Annotated in this window: 24 protein-coding genes; 17 read left to right on the top strand and 7 right to left on the bottom strand. The window is 62.9% G+C overall.

Annotated features, from left to right (window positions below):
* Window positions 1-5 precede the first annotated feature (5 nt).
* The 4 genes from RVY79_RS01680 (at window position 6) to nirK (ending at window position 3698) form a co-directional block, all read left to right on the top strand.
* Window positions 6-929, top strand: a complete 924-nt coding sequence (locus RVY79_RS01680; RefSeq protein WP_178999289.1) for a U32 family peptidase — start codon at window positions 6-8, stop codon at window positions 927-929.
* Window positions 930-1026: 97 nt separating this feature from the next.
* Entirely contained in the window at window positions 1027-1764 is a 738-nt protein-coding gene (locus tag RVY79_RS01685) for a radical SAM protein (protein ID WP_178999288.1), read from the top strand.
* A gap of 1 nt (window position 1765) precedes the next feature.
* On the top strand, window positions 1766-2155 hold the full coding sequence (locus tag RVY79_RS01690) for a SirB2 family protein (protein WP_178999287.1): 390 nt from the start codon (window positions 1766-1768) through the stop codon (window positions 2153-2155).
* A gap of 112 nt (window positions 2156-2267) precedes the next feature.
* Window positions 2268-3698 (top strand): copper-containing nitrite reductase, encoded by a 1431-nt coding sequence (gene nirK / locus RVY79_RS01695; RefSeq protein ID WP_178999320.1) that lies wholly within the window; start codon window positions 2268-2270, stop codon window positions 3696-3698.
* Between the two features lie 83 nt (window positions 3699-3781).
* Here nirK and RVY79_RS01700 read toward each other — a convergent pair whose 3' ends face one another.
* The gene (locus RVY79_RS01700; protein WP_317462279.1) at window positions 3782-5146 is read right to left on the bottom strand and encodes a hypothetical protein; all 1365 of its coding nucleotides are present in this window, start codon (window positions 5144-5146) and stop codon (window positions 3782-3784) included.
* A gap of 68 nt (window positions 5147-5214) precedes the next feature.
* On the bottom strand, window positions 5215-5961 hold the full coding sequence (gene fnr, locus RVY79_RS01705; RefSeq protein WP_075368164.1) for a fumarate/nitrate reduction transcriptional regulator Fnr: 747 nt from the start codon (window positions 5959-5961) through the stop codon (window positions 5215-5217).
* Between the two features lie 305 nt (window positions 5962-6266).
* Between fnr and RVY79_RS01710 the strand changes: the two genes are divergently transcribed.
* Window positions 6267-10034, top strand: coding sequence for a nitrate reductase subunit alpha (locus RVY79_RS01710; RefSeq protein WP_317462280.1), 3768 nt, complete (start codon window positions 6267-6269; stop codon window positions 10032-10034).
* Between the two features lie 198 nt (window positions 10035-10232).
* On the opposite strand, the gene RVY79_RS01715 is transcribed toward RVY79_RS01710, so the two are convergent.
* Window positions 10233-10355, bottom strand: a complete 123-nt coding sequence (locus tag RVY79_RS01715; RefSeq protein ID WP_261505577.1) for a hypothetical protein — start codon at window positions 10353-10355, stop codon at window positions 10233-10235.
* Window positions 10356-10460: 105 nt separating this feature from the next.
* Window positions 10461-12080, bottom strand: a complete 1620-nt coding sequence (locus RVY79_RS01720; protein ID WP_178999319.1) for a Na+/H+ antiporter — start codon at window positions 12078-12080, stop codon at window positions 10461-10463.
* Between the two features lie 358 nt (window positions 12081-12438).
* On the opposite strand from RVY79_RS01720, the gene RVY79_RS01725 reads away from it, so the two are divergent.
* The 3 genes from RVY79_RS01725 (at window position 12439) to RVY79_RS01735 (ending at window position 13650) form a co-directional block, all read left to right on the top strand.
* Entirely contained in the window at window positions 12439-12759 is a 321-nt protein-coding gene (locus RVY79_RS01725) for a carboxymuconolactone decarboxylase family protein (RefSeq protein ID WP_097021961.1), read from the top strand.
* 210 nt (window positions 12760-12969) lie between these two features.
* Window positions 12970-13374 (top strand): ribonucleotide reductase subunit alpha, encoded by a 405-nt coding sequence (locus RVY79_RS01730; RefSeq protein WP_178999282.1) that lies wholly within the window; start codon window positions 12970-12972, stop codon window positions 13372-13374.
* A gap of 60 nt (window positions 13375-13434) precedes the next feature.
* Complete coding sequence (locus tag RVY79_RS01735; RefSeq protein WP_097021963.1) at window positions 13435-13650, top strand: DUF2945 domain-containing protein; 216 nt, start codon at window positions 13435-13437, stop codon at window positions 13648-13650.
* 5 nt (window positions 13651-13655) lie between these two features.
* Here the strand turns inward: RVY79_RS01735 and narL are convergent, their stop codons facing one another.
* Both narL and RVY79_RS01745 read right to left on the bottom strand, forming a co-directional pair.
* Window positions 13656-14297, bottom strand: coding sequence for a two-component system response regulator NarL (gene narL, locus RVY79_RS01740; RefSeq protein WP_075368170.1), 642 nt, complete (start codon window positions 14295-14297; stop codon window positions 13656-13658).
* Complete coding sequence (locus RVY79_RS01745) at window positions 14294-16129, bottom strand: histidine kinase (RefSeq protein ID WP_097021964.1); 1836 nt, start codon at window positions 16127-16129, stop codon at window positions 14294-14296. Before RVY79_RS01745 ends, narL begins: the two co-directional genes overlap by 4 nt.
* A gap of 323 nt (window positions 16130-16452) precedes the next feature.
* On the opposite strand from RVY79_RS01745, the gene RVY79_RS01750 reads away from it, so the two are divergent.
* The 9 genes from RVY79_RS01750 to RVY79_RS01790 all read left to right on the top strand — a co-directional run bounded on the left by RVY79_RS01750 (window position 16453) and on the right by RVY79_RS01790 (window position 25936).
* Window positions 16453-17805 carry a nitrate/nitrite transporter gene (locus RVY79_RS01750; protein ID WP_317462281.1) on the top strand — a complete coding sequence of 451 codons (1353 nt, stop codon included), beginning with the start codon at window positions 16453-16455 and terminating at the stop codon, window positions 17803-17805.
* Between the two features lie 68 nt (window positions 17806-17873).
* Window positions 17874-19271 (top strand): NarK family nitrate/nitrite MFS transporter, encoded by a 1398-nt coding sequence (locus RVY79_RS01755; RefSeq protein ID WP_075368173.1) that lies wholly within the window; start codon window positions 17874-17876, stop codon window positions 19269-19271.
* Between the two features lie 412 nt (window positions 19272-19683).
* On the top strand, window positions 19684-21306 hold the full coding sequence (gene narH, locus RVY79_RS01760; protein ID WP_097021966.1) for a nitrate reductase subunit beta: 1623 nt from the start codon (window positions 19684-19686) through the stop codon (window positions 21304-21306).
* The gene (gene narJ, locus RVY79_RS01765; protein WP_097021967.1) at window positions 21299-22036 is read left to right on the top strand and encodes a nitrate reductase molybdenum cofactor assembly chaperone; all 738 of its coding nucleotides are present in this window, start codon (window positions 21299-21301) and stop codon (window positions 22034-22036) included. The genes narH and narJ overlap by 8 nt, the downstream gene beginning before the upstream one ends.
* Before the next feature lie 17 nt (window positions 22037-22053).
* Window positions 22054-22731 carry a respiratory nitrate reductase subunit gamma gene (gene narI, locus RVY79_RS01770; protein WP_097021968.1) on the top strand — a complete coding sequence of 226 codons (678 nt, stop codon included), beginning with the start codon at window positions 22054-22056 and terminating at the stop codon, window positions 22729-22731.
* A 14-nt stretch (window positions 22732-22745) separates the two neighbouring features.
* Window positions 22746-23561, top strand: coding sequence for a peptidylprolyl isomerase (locus tag RVY79_RS01775; protein WP_097021969.1), 816 nt, complete (start codon window positions 22746-22748; stop codon window positions 23559-23561).
* 64 nt (window positions 23562-23625) lie between these two features.
* Window positions 23626-24219 carry a molybdenum cofactor biosynthesis protein B gene (moaB, locus tag RVY79_RS01780; protein WP_178999278.1) on the top strand — a complete coding sequence of 198 codons (594 nt, stop codon included), beginning with the start codon at window positions 23626-23628 and terminating at the stop codon, window positions 24217-24219.
* Window positions 24216-25469, top strand: coding sequence for a gephyrin-like molybdotransferase Glp (gene glp, locus RVY79_RS01785; protein ID WP_097021971.1), 1254 nt, complete (start codon window positions 24216-24218; stop codon window positions 25467-25469). The genes moaB and glp overlap by 4 nt, the downstream gene beginning before the upstream one ends.
* Window positions 25470-25768: 299 nt before the next feature.
* The gene (locus tag RVY79_RS01790) at window positions 25769-25936 is read left to right on the top strand and encodes a hypothetical protein (protein ID WP_317462282.1); all 168 of its coding nucleotides are present in this window, start codon (window positions 25769-25771) and stop codon (window positions 25934-25936) included.
* 10 nt (window positions 25937-25946) lie between these two features.
* Here the strand turns inward: RVY79_RS01790 and RVY79_RS01795 are convergent, their stop codons facing one another.
* Window positions 25947-26546, bottom strand: coding sequence for an exopolysaccharide biosynthesis protein (locus RVY79_RS01795; protein WP_317462283.1), 600 nt, complete (start codon window positions 26544-26546; stop codon window positions 25947-25949).
* Between the last annotated feature and the right edge of the window lie 183 nt (window positions 26547-26729).

A 26729-nucleotide genomic window follows, 5' to 3' on the forward strand; every position in this document is an offset into this window, starting at 1 on the left:
GAGTCATGTCCATCCCCGAGACGCTGCAATTGTCGCTGGGCCCAGTGCTCTTCTACTGGACCCGCGAGCGCTACGCCAACTTCTATCGCGAGGCCGCCGACTGGCCGATAGAGATCGTATACCTGGGCGAGTCGGTCTGCTCGCGTCGTCGCGACATGAAGCTCGACGACTGGTTAGGGCTAGGCCGCGAACTGACCCAGAGCGGCAAGCAGGTAGTGCTGTCGAGCCAGACGCTGATTGAATCCGAGGCCGATCTGCGCGACCTGCGCAAGCTGTGCGACAACGGCGAGCTCATCATCGAGGCCAACGACCAGAGCGCCCTGCATCACCTATCCGCCGCCCGTGCGCCCTTCATCGCCGGGGCTGCGCTCAACCTCTACAACCCGGCAACGATCGGCGTCATGGCCCGCGCCGGCATGCAGCGCTGGCACGCCCCGGTGGAGATGTCGCGCGACGACCTGGCCCGCCTGCTCGCCGACTGCCGTGCCGAGGGACTCGACCAGCCCTGCGAAGTGTTCGCCTACGGCCACCTGCCGTTGGCCTGGTCGTCGCGCTGCTTCACCGCCCGGCGCTACCGGAAGCCCAAGGACCGCTGCCAGTTCGTGTGCCAGAAGCATCCCGAAGGGCTACCGCTGCGCTCTCAGGAGTCGAAGGAGGTCTTCACGCTGAACGGCATCCAAACCCTTTCCGGAGCCTGCCAGGATCTGCGCCACGAGGTAGGCGACATGGCCGATATGGGCGTCGGCGTGGCACGCCTGAGCCCCCGCGCCGAAGGCATGGCCAAGGTAGTCGCCGCTTTCGACGCCGCGCGACGGGGCGAGCAACCCACGCCCGACCCATTGGCTCTGGTCGATGCCGATATCTGCGACGGCTTCTGGCACGGCCGTCCCGGCATGGACAACAGCCACCAGAAGGCGGCTCTCAGCTGATATATCGAGGACTCCGAGTCCCCCCAGGGTTCATCCTTCTCCCTCGAAGTCGCCCCCGTCTCCGACCACAAGAGCCATGACACATATGGAAAACCCCATGTCTATCAATGTCTCTTCCGCCTCCTTGCCGATCGTTGGCCTAGTACCACTGACGACACAGGAATTTCCCAAGCGTCGAGCCTGTGCGATATTCCTGCGGGACGGCTCGCCAAGGTGTGGGTATTGCCACAACGTGCGAATGACGCCACACCAGCGCAACAAGCCATATGAATGGCGAGACGTATGCGCTTTGCTCGATCGTCGTCATGGCCTGTTGGATGGGGTGGTGATCGGTGGTGGCGAACCGACGCTTCACCACGAACTACCTACGGCGCTACACGACATCAAGTCTCGCGATTTCGACACCGGGTTACACACGACAGGCCTCTACCCGAAGCGCCTGTCCAAGGCGCTTCCCTGGCTGGATTGGGTAAGACTCGACATCAGAGGCTGGAGCATGAAGGCCGGCCACACCCGCGAAAAGCAAGGTATATGGCACCGCAATATGCAGAGTCTGGCACTGTTGCTGGATAGCAGGATCGAGCTGGAGTGCCGCACGTCCCTACACTGGCGTACCTTTTCGCTGCGCGACCTGGAGAGGCTGGCCATGTCACTGGCCGATTGCGGTGTACGCCATTATGTTCTTCAAAAGTGCCTCAATCCGAACCAGGCACGGCCTCCGGCTGGCGCCCCCTCGGACCATGCCTTGGATCTACTGGTCTCGCGACTCGCGTCGTATTTCGAGTCCGTCGCGATTGAGCGTCCGCCACCGCCACTCCTTCGTACTGAGAATTAGTATGGACTATTCCCTGATCAAGCAGGTCCACATCACCGCCGCCGCTCTCAGTCTGGCGCTATTCAGCCTGCGCGCCTGGTGGTCGGTAAGGGAGTCGCCGCGACGTCGGCAGCGCTGGGTGAAGGTGTTGCCGCATCTAATCGATACGGTACTGCTGGCGGCGGGTATCACACTGATGGTCATGTCGAAAGCCTGGCCTACCCAGCACCCGTGGCTGGCGGCCAAGCTGGTCGGCCTGGTGGCCTACATCATCATTGGCACCCTGGCCATCAAGCGCGGCAGGACGCCGACTATCCGCGCCGCGGCGGCACTCGTCGCGATCGCCATCTTCATGTATATCGTCGGGGTAGCTATCAATCACCATCCGCTTTCCTGGCTACGCTCTGTCTGAAAATCGGCGAACCCGAAGTCGAGCTTCCTTGAGTCGAATCAATCATGGAGCCCCCTTGGAGTGTTATTTTTCGGGCATATTTCAAGTTCGTCTCAGCAAGGATAAGACCTTGATGAATGCAGCCCCTCGCCAGTCGATCGCTTGCATACTTTTCTTCCTGATCGGACTGGTGTTCGATACGAGCCTCGCGGCGCAAGAAAGTCGCGACGTTTCCAGCGATGCGGCACCGGACGTAAGCTACACATTGCGCACGGCTATCGTCGACGGCCACTGGGCCTTCGTCGGCGAAAGCGGTGCTATCAAGGGGCAGGTCAATCCCGATCTCAACGCTCCCGAGGGCGCTATCGTCCAGATCGAGCTGATCAACGGGGATGGCGCAATTCACGATATCGTGGTGTCCGAATTCAATGTCGATTCGGAGCGTATCGGTACCCAAGGGGCGACAACCACGATCGTCTTCAAAGCCGACCACAGCGGGACATTCGAGTATCAATGCTCCCTGCCCGGTCACAAGTCTATGGGCATGACCGGCCGGTTCATCGTTGATCCCAAACAGGAAGAAAGAGAACGGAAAGAGACAGAACAGAAAGGGGCCAAACAGGAAGGGCCTGGCGGCGATACGGCCACCATTTCACAGTCCCCTACTGCAGTGGGCCGGCCTGTCGGCACGCGCGCCCCCCAGCATGTCACACTGAACCTGGAAGCCAGCGAGGCCGCCGGCCACCTTGCGGATGACTCAAGCTACACATACTGGACCTTCAATCGCAAGGTACCCGGCCCCTTTCTGCGTGTTCGGGTGGGCGACACAGTCACCGTCAATCTGACCAATGACGCAAGCAGCCATCATATCCACTCGATAGACCTGCATGCCGCTACCGGCCCCGGTGGCGGCGGCAAGGTTACACAAGTCGCTCCGGGGCAATCCAGGCGTTTTACCTTCAAGCCCCTGAAGCCGGGGCTTTATGTCTATCACTGCGCGACGCCGATGGTAGCTCAGCATATCGCCAACGGCATGTACGGCATGATCCTGGTCGAGCCCGAAGGAGGTCTGACGCCGGTAGACAGAGAGTTCTATGTGATGCAGGGCGAAATCTATACCCGGGAGCCGCACGGTAGCTCAGGTCTTCAAGCATTTTCGCTCGACAAACTACTCGCCGAAAGACCCGACTATTTCACGTTCAACGGCGCGGTTGGCGCATTGACCGGCATCCACAAGATGGAAGCCAGAGTCGGCGAAACCGTGCGTATCTTCTTCGGCGTCGGCGGCCCCAACAAAACGTCCAGTTTCCATATCATCGGTGAGACCTTCGACAAGGTTTACAACCTAGGATCGTTGACCAGTCCTCCGCTGACCGATGTGCAGACCATCTCAGTCCCCCCAGGCAGCACCGCCATGGTCGAGTTCAAGGTCGATTATCCAGGTACATATACGTTGGTGGACCATGCCCTGGCCCGTGTCGAGAAAGGCCTCGTAGGCTTCCTGACGGTACATGGCGATAGCAACAGCGACATTTTTCAGGCCCCGCGCGCCCCCGAGCATTGATAACTCATCGTCAGCCGCTGTCCCCTCCAAGACAACGGCGCCCTCCGCACGATGTCAACGTGGCAGCGCCGATCACACCATCTTCAAACCATCTGCAAGTACCGCGGTTTCGATTCGCTGAAGGCGCCGTCGAAGACCATGGCGAGACGGTTCGGCAGTAACCGTCCCGGCGGCGTCAGTGCAATACGATCACGTCGGATGTCGACCAGACCATCGCCGGCCATCTCCTGCAGGACCAGCAGCTCGGGGGCGAAATAGTTGCGAAACACGATGCGATGGCGTTTCTCGATAGCCGTATAAGGGACGTCGCCGCTTCCCATGAGGCGTTGGATGACATCGCGCCTCACCCTGTCATCGGCGTTCAGCTCATAGCCCCGGCAGATGGCCAACTCGCCGGCGTCTAGGCGGGCATAATAGTCCGGTAATTTTCGTCCATTCTGGTAGTACCCATCGGCGACATGGCTGATCGCACCAACACCGAACCCGATACAGTCGGAATCGCCGTGGAGGTGATAACCCTCGAGGCAGCGCTGCGACCACCCACGGCGTTGCGCTGCTACCAACGTATCGCTGGAAAGGACAAGCCGCCCCATGCCTGTATGTACGTAGCCCTCCGCCACCAGGCGTTCTATACCTTGTACAAGGAGGGCCAAGGTCTCGCTACGCTCGGGCGTGCCGCCCTGATCGCCCGGCACTGAACCGCCAGAGCCCCTTGGCCAGTCAGCTGTGCCGTGACCTACATCGCGAGACAGGGTAATACGCTCGGGACGTAGGCATACCAAGCGTTCGAGCAGCGCCGAGAAACCAGCGGGCGTCCGTCCAGGCAGCCGCAGCGCCAACTCGAGAGTGGGCGGGTGAAGATAAGCTTGGCGAGACGCGGCCTGGATCTCGACCAGGCGCTCTATCGCCGCGGCCCCGGAATCCCGTATATCGATATTGAACCGGTTGAAGCCAAGGGCAATCAAATCGGCCAAGCGTTGCGGCGACAGACGGTTCGGCCCGGTGCGCAGCGAAAAGTCCCTGTCGCGGCTGCGCTTCAGCCCGAAATGGCGACGCAGCTCGGTCATCAGGCCGGCCAACTGGTCATCGCCAAGGCACCCCGCGCCATTCCCGGTCAGAACAAGTTGCTCGATGCAGCGGTCGACATCAAACAGGCTCCCCTGAAGCGCTATTTCATGCTTGAGATAAGATAGATAGCGAGCCGCCCCATTGACCTCGTGGCCCAACCTGGCGGGCACATGCACATGAGCCGTCAATGGTTTGGGGATGGGGTCTTCGTTACTGCCATGCGCCGCCAGCCGGTAATCGTCTGCAGTGAGCTTGGCAGGAAAGCGGACCAGGCTGGGAAAGATCCCATAATCCGGAGCCGGACGATCATGCTTACCGAGAAGAACAGGATTGAGGAAGCGGGTCATTTCGATTACCAGAGCGAGTATATCCAGACTCACTCTAGCGCCCGCTGCGGACGGCCAGGTTGACTGAAGTCACGCCGCCATGAGATGCATCGCGCTCCCGCTCAGGTCCGCGCCGTCTGTGAACCTTCTGCGCCGAATGCCAGTGCCTTCATCGCGCCGCTATCGACGATCTCGATCTCCTTTCCGGCGATGCTGACCAGGCCCTGCTCCTCCAGGCGACGGAAGGTGCGGCTCATGGTCTCGGGCACCAGGCCCAGGTAGTTGCCCAGGTCGAGGCGCGACATCGGCAAGCGAAAGCGCAGCGCCGAGAGGCCACGATCGGCGAAGCGCTCCGAGAACTTGAGCAGCACGACGGCCAGGCGCTGTTCAGCGGAACGACGCGACAGTAGATGATTGGTGCTCTGCTCGGCGAGCAGTTCGCGGCTCATGATGCGCATCAGCCGATGCTGCAGGGCCGGCGTGCGTTCGCTCAGGGTTTCCAGTTCGGCGTAAGGAATCTCGCAAATACTGGCCGTTTCCAGGGCGATCGCGCTCGACGGGTGATCCCGCGAGACGATGGCATCGAGGCCAATGACTTCGCCCGGCAGGTGAAATCCCGAGATATGTTCGTCGCCATTGGCCATCAGGGTCGACGTCTTCACGGCCCCGGTGCGCACCGCATAGATCGAGTTGAAACGCTGCCCGGCCTGGAATAGATAGCCCCCCCGGGATACCGGCTTGCGACGCTGCACGATCCCTTCCAGCTTCCCGATGTCTTCCTTCGGCAGATTGTCGGGCAGGCACAGCGTGCGCAGACGACAGTTGTGGCAGCTATCGCGCGATTCGCTCAGCGTGGCAATGCGGGTCATGGCGTATTTCTCCTTCCTGCGGGGGTTACGCAACATCATGAGCACGATGTTACCCAACCCCCGCTTAGCCCCCGATAACCCTTTAGAGGTAGTCCGGGTGATATTGCGAGGTAAGCGAAGGAGTTCGCTACCCAACTTGACTGAAATCAAAATCGACCCGACGTAGGCTCCTTATGGTGGGTTCAGTTCATGCATGGGAGGTTCGCCATGGCAAGCCTGCTGGCGCAGCCATACCTCATTGGCCCCGGCGATATGACCGAGACGACTCCCTGACTCCTGACCGGACTCCATAGAGGCAAGATATAATGAGCCATTTCCTCGACCGACTGCAGTATCTGGGCAAGCCCCGAGAGGCATTTGCCAATGGCCATGGCGAGACCCGTGACGAAACCCGCGACTGGGAAGACGGTTATCGCGCCCGCTGGCAGCACGACAAGATCGTGCGCTCCACCCACGGGGTGAACTGTACCGGCTCGTGCAGCTGGAAGATCTACGTCAAGAATGGCCTGGTCACCTGGGAAACCCAGCAGACCGACTATCCGCGCACCCGTCCCGACCTGCCCAACCACGAACCGCGCGGCTGTCCGCGCGGGGCCAGCTACTCCTGGTATATCTACAGCGCCAACCGTCTCAAGTACCCGCTGGTGCGCAAGCGCCTGATCAAGCTGTGGCGCGAGGCGCTGGCCCAGCACGTCGATCCGGTGCTGGCCTGGGCCTCCATCGTCGAGAACCCCGAGAAGACCGCGCAGTACAAGAAGGTTCGCGGTATGGGCGGCTTCGTGCGCGCCGACTGGGACGAGCTGGAAACCCTGATCGCGGCGTCCAACGTCTACACCGCCAAGCAGTACGGCCCCGACCGCATCATCGGCTTCTCACCGATCCCGGCGATGTCGATGGTCTCCTATGCCGCCGGCGCACGTTACCTGTCGCTGATCGGCGGGGTGTGCCTGTCGTTCTACGACTGGTACTGCGATTTGCCGCCGGCCTCGCCGCAGACCTGGGGCGAGCAGACCGACGTGCCCGAGTCCGCCGACTGGTACAACTCCAGCTACATCATCGCCTGGGGCTCCAACGTCCCGCAGACGCGCACACCCGACGCCCACTTCTTCACCGAGGTGCGCTACAAGGGCACCAAGACCGTGGCCATTACCCCGGACTACGCCGAGGTCGCCAAGCTGTGCGACGAGTGGCTGAGCCCCAAGCAGGGCACCGACGCGGCACTGGCGATGGCCATGGGCCACGTGATCCTCAAGGAATTCCACCTCGCCAAGCCCAGCGCCTATTTCACCGACTACGTGCGTCGCTATACCGACATGCCGTTCCTGGTCGAGCTGGAGGCCCGTGAGGATGGCAGCTTTGCGCCCGGCAAGCAGCTGCGCGCCAGCGACTTCGACGCCAACCTGGGCCAGGACAACAACCCGGATTGGAAGACCGTGGCCTGGGACGAGACCGGCAATCGCCTGGTGGTACCGCGCGGCTCCATCGGCTTCCGCTGGGGTGAAAAGGAAGGCGGCAAGGGTCGCTGGAACCTCGAGCCGCTCGACGCCGAGGGCAATGAGGTCTCCCTGCAGCTGTCGCTGGACGAGAGCCACGACAGCGTCGCCAGGGTCGGTTTCCCCTACTTCGGCGGCATTGCCCACGAACATTTCGATCATGTCGCTGGCAACGACGTGCTCTATCACAACCTGCCGGCCAAGCGCCTGACCCTGGCCGACGGTCGCGAGGTGCTGGCGGTGACCGTGTTCGATCTGATGGTCGCCAACTACGGTATCGACCGCGGCCTGGGCACCGAGGGCAAGGACGACGGCGCCACCGCCTACGACCAGGTGCGTCCGTACACCCCCGCCTGGCAGGAGCGGATAACCGGCGTGCCCGCCGCCCAGGCCATCCGCCTTGCGCGCGAATTCGCCGATACCGCCGACAAGACCCGGGGGCGCAGCATGATCATCGTTGGTGCCGGTATGAACCACTGGTACCACATGGACATGAACTACCGCGGCCTGATCAACATGCTGATCCTGTGCGGCTGTATCGGCCAGAGCGGCGGCGGCTGGGCGCACTACGTGGGCCAAGAGAAGCTGCGCCCGCAGACCGGCTGGACTCCGCTGGCCTTCGGCCTCGACTGGCAGCGTCCGCCGCGCCACATGAACGGCACCTCGTTCTTCTACAATCACTCCAGCCAGTGGCGCTACGAGAAGCTCGAAATAAGCGAGCTGCTCTCGCCCATGGCGCGTCGCGAGGACTTCACGGGAAGCCTGGTCGATTTCAACGTGCGCGCCGAGCGCATGGGCTGGCTGCCCTCCGCGCCGCAGCTCGACACCAACCCGCTGCAGCTCGCCGAGGCCGCCCGCGTCGCCGGCCTCGAGCCGGCCGATTATGTGGTTGCCCAGCTCAAGAGCGGCAACCTGCGCTTCGCCGCCGAGGACCCGGACAGCCCACAGAACTTCCCGCGCAACATGTTCGTGTGGCGCTCCAACCTCCTCGGCTCCTCCGGCAAGGGCCACGAGTACATGCTCAAGTACCTGCTGGGCACCAAGCATGGCCTGCAGGGCAAGGATCTGGGCGACACGGACGGTACGCTGCCCGAGGAAGTCACTTGGCACGATGATGCCCCGGAGGGCAAGGTCGACCTGCTGGTGACCCTGGACTTCCGCATGTCCACCACCTGCCTGTACTCTGACGTGGTATTGCCGACGGCGACCTGGTACGAGAAAGATGACCTCAACACCTCGGACATGCACCCGTTCATCCACCCGCTGACCGCCGCCACCGACCCTGCCTGGGAAGCGCGCAGCGACTGGGACATCTACAAGGGCATCGCCAAGGCCTTCTCCAAGGCCTGCGAGGGCCACCTGGGCCAAGAGACCGATATCGTCACCCTGCCCATGCAGCACGACTCCCCGGCCGAGCTGGCCCAGGCCGAAGTCAAGGACTGGAAGAAAGGCGAGTGCGAGCCGATTCCCGGCAAGACCCTGCCGCACCTGATCGCGGTGCAGCGTGACTATCCGGCGACCTATGAGCGCTTCACCTCGGTGGGTCCGCTGCTCGACACCCTGGGCAACGGCGGCAAGGGCATCAGTTGGCAGACCCAGCCCGAGGTCGAGTTGCTCGGCAAGCTCAACCAGCGCAAGACCGAGGGTCCGGCCGCAGGCCGTCCGAACATCGAGACGGCCATCGATGCCGCCGAGATGATTCTGACGCTGGCCCCCGAGACCAACGGCAACGTGGCGGTCAAGGCCTGGAATGAGCTGTCCAAGATCACCGGCCGCGGGCACGCCCACCTGGCGCTGCCCAAGCACGAGGAGAAGATCCGCTTCCGCGACATCGTCGCTCAGCCGCGCAAGATTATCTCCAGTCCCACCTGGTCGGGCCTCGAGGACGAGCACGTGTCGTACAACGCGGGCTACACTAACGTCCACGAGTTGATTCCGTGGCGTACCGTGACCGGCCGCCAGCAGTTCTATCAGGACCACCCCTGGATGCGTGCCTTCGGCGAGAGCCTGCTGGTCTACCGCCCGCCGATCAACACCAAGGCGATGACCGGCATCACGGAGCACAAGAGCAACGGCAACCCGGAGATCGCGCTGAACTGGATCACCCCGCACCAAAAGTGGGGCATTCACTCCACCTACAGCGATAACCTGTTGATGCTGACGCTGTCGCGCGGTGGCCCCATCGTCTGGCTGTCCGAGGACGATGCACGTGCCATCGGCGTGGAGGACAACGACTGGATCGAGCTGTACAACGCCAACGGCGCGATAGCCGCCCGGGCGGTGGTCAGCCAACGGGTCAAGAACGGCATGGCGATGATGTACCACGCCCAGGAGCGCATCGTGAACGTGCCCGGATCGGAAGTGACCGGCACCCGTGGCGGTATCCACAACTCGGTGACCCGCGTCTGCCCCAAACCAACCCACATGATCGGCGGCTACGCCCAGTTGTCCTACAGCTTCAACTACTACGGGACCGTGGGCTCCAACCGTGACGAGTTCGTCATCGTGCGCAAGATGCACCACATCGACTGGCTGGACGACGAAGGCAACGACAGCGTGCAGGCCAAAGTGGAAGGCTGAAGCCAGCGACTCACCTGCCAACGAATTGCCCCACATCAGTGGGGCAATTTCGTTCGGCACGGTTTACCACCCGACCAGTTACCCCGGCACATCGACATCGGTGACACTCTACGAACGGGGGGAACGGGGGGAACGGGGGGAACGGGACGACCGGGCCGACCACATCGGCCGCGTCAACCGCGAGTTGCTGGACGCTACCTACCCGACGATTCGCCCGAATGCTATTTCGTCGGTCCACAGGGCTTCATGACCGCGATCGACGAGGCGCTGCAAGAACTCGGCGTGCCCGCCGAGCGGCGTCACTACGAGCACTTCGGGCACGCCCGCTTCATGCGGCTTGAGCCACTCTCCCCTCGCCGGCCATCGACACACGGCCGCTGATCCTGACGAAAAAGCCAGTCGCCATGGCGACTGGCTTTCCCATGCCTACTGAAGCGCAGCCTCTTCGTAATCCAGTTCGCGAATCAGGGTCTGCAGCATCTGTTCATCGATATGCCGCCGCTTGCGCAACCGATAGAGTTCCTTGCGCTGGGCTTGAATGGCTCGGATGCGCAAATCCGTTTCCAGTTGGTGAAGCTGATGCGCCTGGTCGGCCCGATCGTCACGCTCCATCGCCATCGCCTGCATTTCCTGACGATAGGAATCGATGATCCGGGCCGTCACCGATCCTTTCGGTTCGGGCTCGTCGCTCGATTGTGCCTTTGACCACTCTTCCAGCCAGTCGACAGCGGCCTGGGAGGCGATCTGCCGTGCCTTCAGCAACTCGCGTTCGTGCTCCTTGAGGTCGTTCAGCGACAGGAATTTCAAAAAGTAGGGAATGCCCAGCGCGCCGATCAGCAACGACAGGATAATCACCGCGGCCGCCAGAAAGATCATCAGGTCGCGCCCGGGAAAAGACGCGCCATTGATGAACAACGGCACCGAAAGCACGCCGGCGAGGGTAATTGCCCCACGCACGCCGGCCACCGAGCTAAGAGTGGTGATCAACAGCAGCGGCTGGTTCTCTCCGCCCTTGGCTCGCGGCTTGAGCAGGCGGGTCTCGATCCAGTGGTAGGCATAGATGAAGGCAAAGCGGATCGCCAGCAGCAGCGCCATGAGCACGACGGCGTAGAGCACCAGCGTACCCATCGCGTAGCTCTGCGTGGCGGAATCCGCCCACACACGCTCGACGATCCCGGGGAACTGCAGCCCGAGCAGCAGGAACACCACGCCGTTGAAGGTGAAGTCGAGCATTTCCCAGATGCTGCGATTTAGGATGCGGGTGCTGGTTTTCACCGGCAGCATGTCGACACGACTCTGCACCATGCCGGCGGCCACCGCCGAGAGAATGCCCGACATGCCGGCATGCTCGGCAAGGTAGAACGCCGCGAACGGCAGCAACAGGATGGTGACCACGTAGGTGGCCGGATCATAGAGGTTGCGCGCGGTCATCCACTGTTTGATCTTGCCAACCGTCCAGCTCAGCGCGCCACCGATCAGCAGGCCACCCAACGCCACCATCAGGAACTCGCCGGACACGGAGAGCAACGAGAAGCCGCCGGTCATGGCGGCCGCGATGGCTATCTTGAACGAGACCAGCCCCGTGGCGTCGTTCATCATCGCCTCTCCTTCCAACTGGTGCGACATATGGCGCGGCAGGCGCCCCTGGGCGATGGCGATCACCGACAGCGCATCGGTGGGCGACAGGATCGCGGCCAGCGCGAAGCTGGCCGCCAGCGGAATCGAAGGCAACAGCCAGTGGATGAAGTAACCGACCGCCACCACAGTGACCAGCACCAGCAACAGCGACATGGCGGCGATCTGCCCGCCGTGATCGGTGAACTCCTTCTTGGGAATCTTCCAGCCGTCGTAGAACAGCAACGGCGGAATGAACAGCATCATGAAGATCTCGGGGTCCAGCTCGACTTCCATCCCGAAAAGCGGTGAAGCCAGCAGGCAGCCCATCAGGATCTGCAGGATAGGCAGGGGCAAGGGGATGATGTTGGCCAGTATTCGGCTGACGCCGACGGCCAGGGTGAGCAGAAAAACGAGATTGAGTATGTCCATGGTGTTGGCGGGGCCGGATAGGTCACTAAGAAAGTTGTCACCAGTAGCTCTCGGCTGCCATGCGGCGTCTCTACAATCCGTTGGCAATCCTCCAAGAGAGCCACGTTCGCCGTCGTTGCCCTGGTGCCCCCTGTCGCGCATAAGTGGCGCGCAGGAGAATTGCTGCATATCTTACTCCTAAAACAGTGTTTTGTTACGCAGTATCGTTGGATATTCACCCGATATTGATTGAAGTCATCAAGGCCATGAGCCGGACCGGTCAGTGTGGAGCTGTGTCGCGTGTCGAATGGTAAACGCTATGCTGTAGGAGCGAGCCATGCGCTAGCCAATATTCAGGAAACGACCGGGAGCCTACACCATGGATGAACAGCAATTACCCTCGGAAGCAGGTGCCGTGGCCAAACGTCACCCGCAGATCTGGAAGGCCTACGCTGAACTCGGCAAGGCCTGTGCCGAGGCCGGCCCGCTTGACGCGACGACGACCCGGCTCGTCAAGCTGGCCCTGGCTATTGGCGCGGGATCCGAAGGCGCCGTGCACTCTCATGCGCGCCGGGGATTGGAAGAGTCGGTGCCTCCCGAGGCGCTCAAGCAGGTCGCCCTGCTCTCGATTCCCACCCTGGGTTTCCCCCGGGCCGTGGCGGCGCTGACCTGGATCGAGGACATCACCGATCCGGCGTAGCCAGTCGATTCATACGCGCCCCTGGCCGCAATGAACGCGGCCGGGACGTGCCAAGAGGTTGCGCTTGCCGCCCGTCGGGCCACCAGTTGACTCGAGTCAATCCCTCATCTCCATGAAAGCCGCACAGTACCCACCAGAATACTGCTTCGAGCACCTTCCCGGTGGATCGGCTCGAGCGCTGCCAGCCAACATTCTCTTGAGGAAAGCCATATGGCGATTGCCAGCTACACAGAGCTTCTAACCGAGGTGCACAGCCAGCCCGCTCCCCAGCGCCTGCTGTTCGTCTTCGCCAGGGCCGAACTGCCCGACAACCCTGACGCCCAGCAGCGCGAACGCTTCGAACAGGGTGAAGGCGGCGTGCTGACACCGGCCCTTTGCGTCGACAAGACGCTGGATGAACTGAGCGACATGGAATCGCTGGTCGTGGAATCCCGACTCACTGGCGTGGCCTGGGACATCGTCTTTGTCGCCGCCCTGGCCGGTGACGGCACGAACCCGCCGACCAGCGAAGAGGCCGAACGCCCCCTTCAGCGCATGGTCGAAGCCTTGCAGATGGGCAGCATCGATAACTTCCTGGCGTTCGACCGCCGTGGCGATGCCGTCGATATTCAGTAATCCGACAGAGGTCTATGCTGGATGCAGCGACTCCACTAATCCTCGCAATGGAGGGCCAACATGGCTAAACGTTTCAAGGTAGGCGATCGCGTCCGCTGGAACTCGGAGGCGGGCCATGTCAGCGGTCGGGTCATCCGTGTTCACACCCGCGATACCGAATACAAGGGACATAGGCGTCATGCCAGCGAGGACGAACCGCAGTACGAGATCAAGAGCGACAAGACCGATCACATCGCCATGCACAAGGACTCGGCACTGAGCAAGGTCGAGGAGTAGCTGGCTTACGAAACCTCATGATTGACCGCCCACACCGCCGCCTCCACCCGCGAACGCAGGCCGAGTTTCTTGAGCAGGTTCTTGACGTGGACCTTCACCGTGCCCTCGGTGATATCGAGCCGCCGCGCGATCATCTTGTTACTCATGCCGCGGGCCAGCGCCCGCAGGATGTCGAGCTCACGCGATGTCAGCGACGACAACGCATCGGCGGGCGCCGCACGGCCGCCACTGACGATACCCGCCAGGATCGCGGCGAGCTGCGGACTGATCACCAGCTTGCCCTCGGCGGCCTCCTTGATACGTGCAAGCAAGTCCTCGGGCTCCATATCCTTGAGCAGGTAGCCATCAGCGCCGGCACGCAGCGCGGCAACCACGTCGTCGTCGGCATCAGAAACGGTGAGCATCACGATCCGCGTATCGACGCCGTTGCTGCGCATCTGGCGCAGGGCTTCGAGCCCGTCCATATTGGCCATATTCAGATCCATCAGGATCAGGTCGAGATCGAGTTGGCCTGCCGCCTCGACAGACTCAACACCGTTGGATGCCTCGCCGGCGATGGTCATGCCCGGGTCCATCTCGACCAGTTGGCGCACACCGCGCCGGAACAGCGGATGATCGTCGACGATCAGGATGCGTGTTTCGCTCATTGGACGCCTCCCAGCAGAGTAACCGATTCGCTCCCGGCGGTGACCTGCGGGGTGAAACACAGCACTACCTGCGTGCCCCCTTCGGCGCGATTGTGCATCTCGAGCGTGCCGCCCAGGCCGACCGCACGCTCGTCCATGATCGTGGTGCCATAGTGGTTGAGCCGCGCGTGCTGTTCGGGCAAGCCCACCCCATCGTCACGGATAGACACCCTGACCTGCCCCGATTCGGTGGTCTGCAAGTGGATATCGCAGTTCTCTGCCCTGGCGTGGTGAACCACGTTAGATAGCGCCTCGCGCACAATCTGCAGCACATGAATCTCCTCGTTGGGGGTCAGCGGGCAATGCCGCAGCTCGTAATCGAACAGAATTTTCACTTCACCGCGCTGGGCGAATTCGCGCACCGTCTCGTTGAGCGCAGCCTCGAGCCCTGGCTCGACCATTTTCAGGCGGAAAGTGTTGAGCAGCTCGCGCAGCTGGCGGTAGGCCGAGCTGAGACCTTCGCGCAGCTCATCGATGACCGCATCCTGATCGGCCGGTGAAGCCTGCTGTCGGATCAGCGACTGCAGACGCGCCACCTGGATCTTCAGGTAAGAGAGCGACTGGGCCAGCGAGTCGTGCAGCTCCCGGGCGATCACCGCACGTTCGTCCATCAGGGCCAGCCGGCGCTGCTCGTCGTTGTTTTGCGCCAGCGAGAGAGCGGTGGCGATCAGCCCCGCCACGGTCTCGACCAGGTCCATCTGCCAGCGCAGTGGAGGAGTTCCCGCCGGGTGCTGCATCAACAACACGCCATAGCGGCGGTCGGACTCGCTGACCACCACCGGTCGCACCCGCGGGGGAACACGCTCGCCACTCAGGCAGGGGCCGCAGTCCGGGGCCTGGCAGAAATCGGGGCGATCGCCCAGCTGCGTGGAAATACGCTGATAGGCGCGCTCGGCCTCGCCCTGCGACAAGCACAGGGTAATCGGACCGAGGCCCGTGACCTGCTCCAGACGCTCGAGCACGTCGCGGAAATCCTCACTGCCCGGGGTCGAGCTGTTGAGCTGTCGGGCGGCCTCGTAGAGCAGTCGCAACGACTCGTTGCTGCGCTTGAGTTCGGCTGTCTTGGCCTCCACCCGCTGCTCGAGTTCCGCATACATTCGCGACAAACTTTCGTTCATCTGATTGATAGTGCGCGAGATCAGACCCAGTTCATCGTTGTTTTCATAAGCCAATCGTCCCGCGAAGTCGCCGTGACGCACCCGATTGACCACGTGGAACAGCTCGCGCAGTGGCGGCACCACGTCGTTGACCAGCTTGTACATGGCCACGAGGACCAGCACCAGGGTCAGGAACAGGACGATACCTTGCAACAGGCGCAGCATCTGGATGCGCGATTCGGCTTCCCGCTGCAACTGGCCGACCAGATTGTCTATCTCGCTGACGAACTGGACGATCTGGTCAGCCAGCGCCTGGGGAGGACGTGCCTCGGTATCCAGCAGGGCCGGACGCAGCATGTCCTGCCACATCTCGGTCACGCTGGCATAGCGCTGGGCCAGGGGATGCTGCGGACCGTCGGGAATCAATGCAGTGATGACCGGGCTGGTCAGGTCGGCATCGAAGCGCTCGATCCGCTGGCGCAGCACCTCGCCATCCACTGGGGCCTGCAGGTGCGTGCTCAGCAGACGGTAGGCCTGCATGCGCAGGGTGCCGGCCTGGTTGATGGCAGCGGCATCGCCGCCGGCGGTCTCGGCGATCATGATCGAGCCCAGCATGCTAGTCAGGGCGAGAACGACGATCCCCACCATGGCCAGGCCGGCCCGGAAGATCAATGAACGTGTAATGGACTGAGGCATGCGCGCTCCAGACGGGACTACCACCTATGCCTCGCTACCGCTTCAGCGGACCTCAGCGTGACCCCATGCTTGTTAAAAATGCTTATAAAACAAAACGATGAATAAAAATATCTGGCTACCTCTTAGGGGGTAGCCACGCTAGCCTACCCCGCCCGCCCCATGAGCTCCCTTGATTCGCGTCAACAACGGTCGAGTGCACCGTGCCTATGGTGGCCTCAGGTTCCAGCGGGAGGGCTCGCGATGGCAAGCCAACAAGTCAAGCATATTATCCGTTCTCGTCCTGAATCCCACTCGATCATTTCTTTCGTGTCAGGAAGGCTATCATGAAGAATCTGGAAGGCGTAACGAGGCCCGATCAGTATCGGGCACTGTCGCTGAGCACTGTAGCGTTCACCGTGTGCTTTGCGGTGTGGACGATTTTTTCGATTATCGGCGTGAGGATCAAGCAGGATCTCGGCCTCAGCGAGACGGAGTTCGGCATCCTGGTCGCAACCCCTGTGCTGACCGGCTCCATCAGCCGGATCTTCCTCGGTATCTGGACCGAACAACTCGGCGGCCGCCGGGTGTTCAGCATCCTCATGCTCGTGACCTCGGTGTGCGTATTCCTGCTCTCCTATGTGGAGACCTACTGGATGTTCCTGATCGCCGCGCTCGGTGTGGGTCTGGCCGGCGGGTCGTTCATCGTAGGGATTGCCTACACCTCCTACTGGTTCGAGGAAGAGCACCAAGGCACCGCACTGGGGATCTTCGGCACCGGTAACGTGGGCGCGGCGATCACCAATTTCGGTGCCCCGTTTCTGCTGATCGCCCTCGGCTGGGAGCACACGGCGGTGATCTACGCCGTGGTCCTGGCGATCATGGCGGTGGTTTTCTGGGTATTCACCAAGGAAGACCCGATGACGATGGCCCGTCGCCGTGCCGGCGCACATGGCACCTCCGCACTCACCCAACTCGAGCCTTTGCGTCACCCCCAGGTATGGCGCTTCGCGCTCTACTACTTCTTCGTGTTTGGCGGCTTCGTCGCCCTCGCCTCCTACCTGCCGCGCTACTACGTCGGCGCTTACGACGTGAGCATCGCGGTCGCCGGCACTCTCACGGCGCTGTATTCGCTGCCGGCAAGCGTGTTCCGGGCCTTTGGCGGCTACCTCTCCGATCGTTTCGGTGCCCGCGCGGTAATGTATCTGACCTTCATTGTCTCGCTGGTATGCCTGTTCCTGCTCGCCTACCCGGAGACTCGATACGCTATTCAGGGCAAGGAAGGCCTGATCGAGTTCAGTTTGGCGATGCCTCTGTGGGGCGTGGTAGTGCTCACGGTGTTGCTCGGTTTCTTCATGTCCCTGGGCAAGGCGGCCGTCTACAAGCACATCCCCGTCTACTACCCGAATCACGTCGGCTCCGTCGGTGGTCTGGTGGGTATGATCGGCGGCCTGGGTGGCTTTTTCCTGCCCATTACCTTCGGAATCGTACTCGACCTCACGGGCGTGTGGACCACCTCCTACATGGTGATGTTCGTGCTCGTCGCCGTTTCCCTGGTCTGGATGCACATGGCGATCCGGCGCATGGAGCGCCGGCGCATCCCCGAGCTCTCGGAGGAGCGCTATCGATACCTGCCGGAAGTCCAGGAATCGCCGGGCGGAAACCGTCGGAAGACCGGGGAGACGGATGCCCGAACCTAACCACGAAAACGGTGCAACCGGAGCGCTGGGCCCCGGTCGCCAAGAGCAACTATCAGGAGATAACGAGCATGTCCATGGACAACACGCTACACAAAGGTGAGCAGTCGCGGGTACTCACCGACTGGCGACCCGAGGACACCGAGTTCTGGGGGAGCGTCGGCAAGTCCATTGCCACCCGCAACCTGTGGATCTCCATTTTCTGTCTGCTGCTGGCCTTCTGCGTATGGATGGTCTGGTCGGTGGTGGTCGCCAAACTGCCCCAGGTGGGTTTCGACTACACCTCCAACCAGTTGTTCTGGCTGGCCGCGCTACCGGGTTTGTCCGGCGCCACACTGCGCATCTTCTACAGTTTCATGGTGCCAATCGTCGGCGGCCGACGCTTTACCGCGCTGTCGACCGCCTCGCTGGCGCTGCCGGCGCTGTGGATCGGCTTTGCGGTGCAGAACCCGGACACCCCCTATCTGGTCATGTTGATTGTGGCACTACTATGCGGGTTCGGCGGCGGCAACTTCGCTTCCAGCATGGCCAACATCTCGTTTTTCTATCCCAAGCGCGAGAAGGGCAACGCCCTGGCGCTCAATGCCGGGCTGGGCAACCTGGGGGTCAGCGTCATGCAGTTCGTGGTGCCGCTGGTGATCACCGCCGGGGTCTTCGGTGCGCTGGGCGGTGAGCCGCAGACGCTGGGGGACACCCAGCGCCTGTGGTTGCAGAACGCCGGCTTCATCTGGCTGCCGTTCATCCTGCTCGGTACCGCGGCAGCCTGGTTCGGCATGAACGATATCGCCAGCGCGCGCTCCTCGTTCAAGGATCAGTCAGTCATCTTCAAACGCAAGCACAACTGGCTGATGTGCATGCTCTATACCGGTACCTTCGGCAGCTTCATCGGTTATTCGGCTGGTTTTCCGTTGCTGGCAGCCAATCAGTTCCCCGAGGTCGACGTACTCAAATTCGCCTTCCTGGGGCCACTGGTGGGGGCGCTGTCGCGTGCCGGCACCGGCTGGGTCTCGGATCGCTTCGGCGGCGCCCGGGTCACACTGTGGGTGTTCGCCGGTATGATCGCCTGTGTCGCCGGGGTGCTGTTCTTCCTCGGCATCAAGGACCAGCCGGGCGCTTTCTGGGGCTTCTTCGCCATGTTCCTGCTGCTGTTCTTCTTTACCGGGGTGGGCAATGCCAGCACCTTCCAGATGATTCCCGAGATCTTCCGTCAGGAGGTGGCGCGCCTTATGCCGAATCTTGATAGTGCGGCGCAACGCCAACAGGGCGACAAGGAATCAGCGGCAACCATCGGCTTCACCTCGGCGATCGCCGCCTACGGTGCCTTCTTCATCCCCAAGACCTTCGGCAGTTCCATCGCATTGACCGGCGGAGCGGAAGCGGCACTCTACGGCTTCATCGTCTTCTATGTGATCTGCATGAGCCTGACTTGGTTCTATTACACCCGCAGGAATGCCGAGACACCGTGCTGATCCCAGTCTGATCAAACGCGTGGATTAAGAGAGCCGGCATCCGCCGGCTCTCTTCATTGCTGCTGCCCGCCCGCTCTTTCCGCAGTTCTCCCTACCCCCAAAGAGCTCCCCTCGTTTATCGCCTACCCCCCAAGGTATAGATACCGGCATAAAACATCGAGGAAACAGTAACTTGCTGTGAACGGCGATTCTACCTCCAAGGGAGTACCCAGCACCCCGGCACCGAACGGCGGGCTCGACGACTTGATTCGAGTCAAAAACCCGCCTCACCGAAAAGCCCAAAGTGGCTTTCGAAAAGACGCTTCAACGGGTCCAGGGAGACATCGTGCAGCGGGCTGAGCCGGCGAAACTGCCTGGCCCTGATGCAACGCTGCCGACTGGTTGAAGACATAACTACCGCGGAGACCGTGATATGAAAATTCGCTCACAGGTGGGCATGGTCCTCAACCTCGACAAGTGTATCGGCTGCCACACCTGCTCGGTGACCTGCAAGAACGTCTGGACCAGCCGCGAGGGGGTCGAGTACGCCTGGTTCAACAACGTCGAGACCAAGCCCGGCGTCGGCTACCCCAAGGAATGGGAGAACCAGCAGAAGTGGAAAGGCGGTTGGTTGCGCAACAGGAACGGCTCCATCCAGCCGCGTATCGGCGGGCGTTACCGGGTACTGGCCAAGTTGTTCGCCAACCCCGACCTGCCCGAGATCGACGACTACTACGAGCCGTTCGACTTCGACTACCAGCACCTGCACAAGGCCGGCGAAGGCCAGCATCAGCCGGTAGCGCGCCCGCGCAGCGCCATCACCGGTCAGCGCATGAACAAGATCGAGTGGGGCCCCAACTGGGAAGAGATCCTCGGCACCGAGTTTTCCAAGCGCCGCAAGGACAAGAATTTCGAGAAGATCCAGGCCGATATCTACGGCCAGTTCGAGAACACCTTCATGATGTACCTGCCGCGCCTATGCGAGCACTGCCTCAACCCGACATGCGTGGCATCTTGCCCGAGTGGCGCGATCTACAAGCGCGAGGAAGACGGCATCGTGCTGATCGATCAGGACAAATGCCGCGGCTGGCGTATGTGCATCTCGGGCTGCCCGTACAAGAAGATCTATTACAACTGGAAAACCGGAAAATCCGAGAAGTGCATCTTCTGCTACCCGCGCATCGAGTCCGGCATGCCGACGGTCTGCTCCGAGACCTGCGTGGGCCGCATCCGCTATCTCGGCGTGTTGCTGTACGACGCCGACCGTATCCAGGAAGTGGCGTCGTCTCCCGACGAGCGCGACCTTTACCACCGCCAGCGCGAGATCTTCCTCGACCCCTTCGACCCCGAAGTGATCGCCCAGGCCAAGCGTGACGGCATCCCCGAGAACGTGCTCAAGGCCGCCCAGGCCTCGCCGGTCTACAAGCTGGCCATGGATTGGGGGCTAGCGCTGCCGCTGCACCCGGAATATCGCACCCTACCGATGGTGTGGTACGTGCCGCCGCTGTCGCCGATCCAGTCCGCCGCCGAAGCCGGGTATATCGAAAGCGACGGCGTGCTGCCCGACATCGAGTCGCTGCGCATCCCGGTGCGCTACCTCGCCAACCTGCTCACCGCCGGCGAGGAAGAACCCGTGGTGCTCGCCCTCAAGCGTCTGATGGCGATGCGTCTGTACAAGCGTGCCCAGCAGGTCGACGGCCACAAAGCCGAGGAGGTGCTCGACGCCGTGGGCCTGACCGAAGCCCAGGTCGAGGAAATGTACCGCTACCTGGCCATCGCCAACTACGAGGACCGCTTCGTGATCCCCACCAGCCACCGTGAGCAGGCCCGCGAAGCCTTCCCCGAACGCGGCGGCTGCGGCTTCTCGTTCGGCAACGGCTGCCACGGCGGCGACAGCGATGCCAGCCTGTTCGGCGCACGCAAGCAAACCGCCACGCTGGTCAAGCCGATGACACATCCAGATGACGAGCCCACGGCTCCGGCCACGCCCGAAGCCGTCAACCATTACACGCCGACACCGAAACGTCCCGCGCCGGAGGAAGAGTCCAATGCGTAGTCTGATCGTCCTTGCCCGTCTGCTCGACTACCCCACCGGTGAGCTGCAGCTGGCCGCCGCTGAAATGCAGAGCGTCATCGCCAACGAAGACCACCTGAGCCATCCTCAGCGCGCCGCGTTGCATGGCTGGATCGGGCGCATCGCCGCCACCGACCTGCTCGACCTGCAGGCCGACTACGTGGCGCTGTTCGACAAGGGCCGATCGACCTCGCTGCTGTTGTTCGAGCACGTCCACGGCGAGTCCCGCGACCGTGGCCAGGCCATGGTCGACCTGCTCGAACAGTACCGTCAGGCCGGCTTCGAACTCCGCGCCCGCGAGTTGCCGGACTACCTGCCGGTATTCCTCGAATACCTGTCGACCCGTGACGAGGCCGACATAGCCCAGCAACTCAGCGACATCGCCCACATTCTCGGGTTACTCGCCGCCCGCCTGCGCGAACGCGAGTCCGACTATACGCTAGTGCCCACCGCGCTGCTGGCCATGGTCGGCGCTGACGCCGCCATCGACGAGCACACCGAGGCCGTCAGCCAGGAAGCGCGCGACGATACCCCCGCCGCCCTCGACGCGGTGTGGGAAGAAGAAGCCGTACGCTTCAACGCGACCTCCGATGAGGATTGCGCACTGCAGTCCGCCACCGGCCGTCGTCAGGCGGAGCTCAAGCGCCAGTTCCAGGAAGACGTGCCGATCCGCATCGTTCCATCCACCGTCAACGCCGCCCCAGGTCACTAAGTCAGGAGCCTGCCGTCATGAACTATCTCAATGAACTGTTGTTCGGCCTGTATCCCTACGTGGCGGGCACCATTTTCCTGGCCGGCTCCCTGCTGCGCTTCGACCATGGCCAGTACACCTGGAAGACCGGCTCCAGCCAGATGCTCTCCAAGCGACAGATGCGCCTCGCCAGCAACCTGTTCCACATCGGCATCCTGGTGATCTTCTTCGGGCACCTGGTCGGCCTGCTCACCCCGCACTGGGTCTATGCACCGTTCATCAGCGCCGGCAGCAAGCAGATCATCGCCATCATCGTCGGCGGCATCGCTGGGCTGATGTGCCTGACCGGCGGCGCCATGCTGCTGCATCGCCGCCTGACCAACCCGCGTGTGCGGGCCACCTCCAGCCGTGCCGACATCGTGATCCTGGCGCTGCTGGTCGCCCAGGTGTCGCTGGGGCTGTTGACCATCATCCCGGCGATGGGGCATCTGGATGGCGGCGCGATGCTGGAGCTGGCCGAGTGGGCGCAGTCCATCGTGTTCTTCAAGGGTGGCGCCGCCGAGCATCTGGCCGAGATCGGGCTGGTCTACAAGCTGCACATCCTGCTCGGCCTGACCATCGTGCTGGTGTTCCCGTTCACCCGTCTGGTGCACGTGTGGAGTGCGCCGCTGGGCTACATTGGTCGCCGTTATCAAATCGTGCGTCGTAAAGCATGAATGAGGGCAATCCCATGCAACTGATTTCACTCGAAACCCTGCCCGACAACGCGCAGACCATGGCGATCCCGCCGGTGTGGGTCGGCGACGTGAACATCCCCGCCGACGAGATCGCCCGGGAGATGCAGTACCATCAGGCCGACTCCGTGGAAGAAGCCCAATTGCAGGCGGCGCGCGCCCTGGTCGTGCGCGAGCTGCTGCGCCAGCGCTGCGACGAGCTGGGCTGGGACGTCGAGGATGGCGAAGAGGCGGCCCTGGCCGCCCTACTGGACACGGAACTAGAGGTACCCGAGCCCGCCGAAACCGACTGTCAACGCTACTTCGAGGCCAACGCCGAGCGCTTCAGCGAACCGCTGCGCCTGGCGGTACGCCATATTCTGCTGGCCGCCGCCCCGGACGATGCCGAGGCCCGCGATCGTCAGTACCGTCTGGGCCGGACGCTCATCGCCGAGTTGCAGTCGACCCCCGAGCGCTTCAGCGAACTCGCCCAACGCCACTCCGCGTGCCCGTCGAAGGATGACGGCGGCGAGTTAGGCTGGCTGACACCGGGGCAGACCGTCGCCGAACTGGATCGCGCACTGCAGCGCCTGCCCGAAGGACTGCATGATCGGCCGCTGGCCTCGCGCTACGGCTGGCATGTGGTGAGCCTCGATTGCCGCGAGGGTGGCCACGCCCAGCCCTATGCCGAGGCCGCTGACCGGGTCCGTCACACCCTGCGCGAACAGGCCACACGACGTGCCTTGCGCCACTACCTGCTGGCGCTGGAAGCGCGCCTGGGGGTGAATGGCGTGGCACTGGATGACGACGCCGCCGGCGCGCTGATGCAGTAAGCCATTACAGACGCGTTCCGTAACATCATATTACCGCCACCCGCGGGTGGCCGAGGAGAGTTTCATGGCCCACGTACACGTCGATGCGCCCTTCGTGCCGCTCAACCTCGCGGTGCTGACGGTCTCGGACACCCGCGACTTCGACTACGACGGCAGTGGTGACCTGCTCAGCACACGCCTTGTCGAGGCCGGTCACTGGCTGGGCGACCGGCGCATCGTTGCCGACGACATCTACCGCATCCGTGCGGTAGTTTCCGAGTGGATCGCCCGTGACGGCATCCATGCCGTGCTGGTCAACGGCGGCACCGGTTTCACCCCACGCGACACCACCCCCGAGGCTCTCGTGCCACTGTTCGACAAGACCATCGAGGGTTTTGGCGAGCTGTTCCGGCAGATCTCCCATGCCGATATCGGCACTTCGACAGTCCAATCGAGAGCCATCGGCGGGGTGGCCAACCGCACCCTGATGTTCGCCCTGCCAGGTTCGCCCAGGGCCTGCGCCACCGCCTGGGACGGCATCCTCGCCTCGCAGCTCGACGCCCGCACCCGGCCCTGCAATTTTGTCGCCATGGTGCGCCCCGATGCCGCGCCCTGTGCCAGCCGGCAGCCCACCACAACGCCAGTGACCGCAGAGCACGGCGAGGAGAAACAGCCATGAGTTGCGTAAGCTGTGCCACCCTTACTCCCGGCCTGCTCGACCTGGAGGACGCACGTCAGCGCCTGCTGGCGACCGCACGGCCGTTGCCCCCAAGCGAGCCCTGCCCGCTCGATGCCGCCCTGGGACGCGTCCTCGCCGCGCCGGTCAGCGCCCGCCTGGCCATACCCAGCGCCGACAACAGCGCCATGGACGGCTATGCCCTGCGGGTTGCCGATCTCGTCAGTCCTCCCGACGGTCTACCGATCATCCAGCGCATTCCGGCAGGCTGTGCGCCGGCCCCACTTGCCGAGGGCGGTTGTGCACGTATCTTCACCGGCGCGCCGATTCCGCCCGGCGCCAACTGCGTCGTCCCTCAGGAGCGCTGCCGCATCGATGACCAGGGCCGCGTTCATGTCCAGGGCGAGGCGCTGGCCGGCGCCAATATCCGTCGGCGTGGCGAGGAGTCCCTCGAAGGCACGCCGCTACTGCCCGCCGGTCAGCGTCTCGATGCCCCTGCCCTGGCATTGCTGGCCAACCAGGGCATCGTCGAGGTAGAGGTCTTCGCTCGCCTCAAGGTGGCGCTGGTCTCCACCGGCGACGAGCTGGTCGAGCCGGGTATGCCCCTGGCGCCTGGTCAGCTCTACAACAGCAACCGCGTCATGCTCAGTGCCCTGCTCCAGCAGCAGGACTGCACCGTCATCGATTTGGGCATCGTTGCCGATACCGCCGCCGCCCTACGCGAAACACTAAGTCAGGCGCGCGATCGTGCCGACGTGGTGATCTGCACCGGTGGCGTCTCGGCCGGTGAAGAGGACCACGTCCGCCCGGTGTTGGCCGAACTCGGCGAACTGCTCTTCCACGGTGTTGCGATGAAACCCGGCAAGCCCTTCGCCTTCGGCCGGCTTCACGGGGCCGAAGGCGACGTGCCGCTGCTCGGTCTGCCCGGCAATCCGGTGGCCGCACTAGTGACCTGGCAGGTGCTGGGGCAAGCCTTCGTACAGGCCTGCCAGGGCCGGCATCCACGCCCGCTTCAGCAGTTTTTCGTCAAGGCGGGTTTCAGCCGTCGCGCCACGCACGGGCGCCGCGAGTTGCTGCGCGTCGTTCTCGATCATGCCGAACTCGAACCAATGGCCCGGCTGGCCGGCGGCCAGGGGTCGGCCATGCTCGGCGCGGCCTGCCAGGCGGACGGCTATCTCATGGTGCCCGGCGACACGCCGGTGATGGAAGGAAACGACTATGCATTCCTGCCCGTTGCACAATTCGCCATCTGACGCCGTGCGGCTTTTGCGTGCCACCGACGACGGCCACCTGGAACGATCCGCTGCGTCGAGCGCGGCGGCACGCTGGGCGAGTTGAGTCTGATCTCGCAGCAGACCACGTACCCCTATCCCGCCGAGGCGCTGCGCCGTACCCACGTCCTGGCGATTGGCGTCAGCCGTTGCCGGGAGAGCCTGAACCACGAAGACTGCCGTGGCGCCTTCATGTCCCGCCTGACCCAGGAACTGACCGAGCGCCTGGAGGACATGGCCCTGCTGACCCAGGCCGATGCCCGCGCACGGCCGAGCGCCTGGTGCAAAACGGCCAGCTCGTACGCCCGGTCGATGCGTCGCTGCCGCTCAGCGACGCGCTCTCGGTGTATACACGACAAGGCGCTCAATCGAGAGTGGAAACGCTGGCACTGCTGGACTGGCTGCAACACGAATTTCACGCCGATCATGGCGGTGAAGCAGCCTTTTGAAAGTGCCATATCACAGCAGGGCGTATGCCACGCCGCCGACCGTCCCCCCGGTGAGGATCAGCGCCAGCAGCGCCCAGAGGCCATCATTGGCCATCAGCGACAAGCCGAACATCATCAAGGCCAGGCCCGCGCCATTAGCCGAGAAAGGCACCACTTCCATCAGCGGCATGGCCAGGGCAATGAGAAAGCAGAAAATCGCCACGAGATAGGTGCCTGCGCGCTGGGTTAGCCAAGTCAGACGCGGTTTCAACAAGCGGTCGATGGCCCGGGCCGGCTTACGCATCCAGGCCACCGCCTTGTCCAGCTTGGACCGTGAGACCGAACGCTTCAGAAGCCATTGCGGCAACCAGAACGTGCGGCGCCCAAGCAACAGTTGTCCCGCCACCAATAGTACCAACAACGCCATGAGCGTGGGCACGCCGGGGATATCGCCCACCAGCGGCAATAGCGTGATCACCCCAGGCACCAGCAGCAAGGAGCCAAACGACCCCTGCCCTACCGCCGTCAGCATGTCGCCAAGCTGGACACGCTCATCGCGCCGGGGCGCCTGCCCGATCCGCTCGAGCAAGTGATCCAATCCCGCTAGTTCCTCCCGCCGATCTTCCGCCATCCGCGTCCCCTGCCCTTCCATGAACCGAGCTTGCAGCCTAGCAGGACGCGCTCGTCATGCCGAGGTGCAGCGTACAGGACCGCCATGGTCCTGGGTGCGCGCATCCGGCACGCCGAAAGCACAAAGTGCGCAATATCGTTCAAGCCCGCTCCCTCGTGACGCGCTAAAGTGGCGTTGTCATGG

The sequence above is a fragment of the Chromohalobacter sp. HP20-39 genome, assembly GCF_033052815.1.
Lineage (GTDB): Bacteria > Pseudomonadota > Gammaproteobacteria > Pseudomonadales > Halomonadaceae > Chromohalobacter.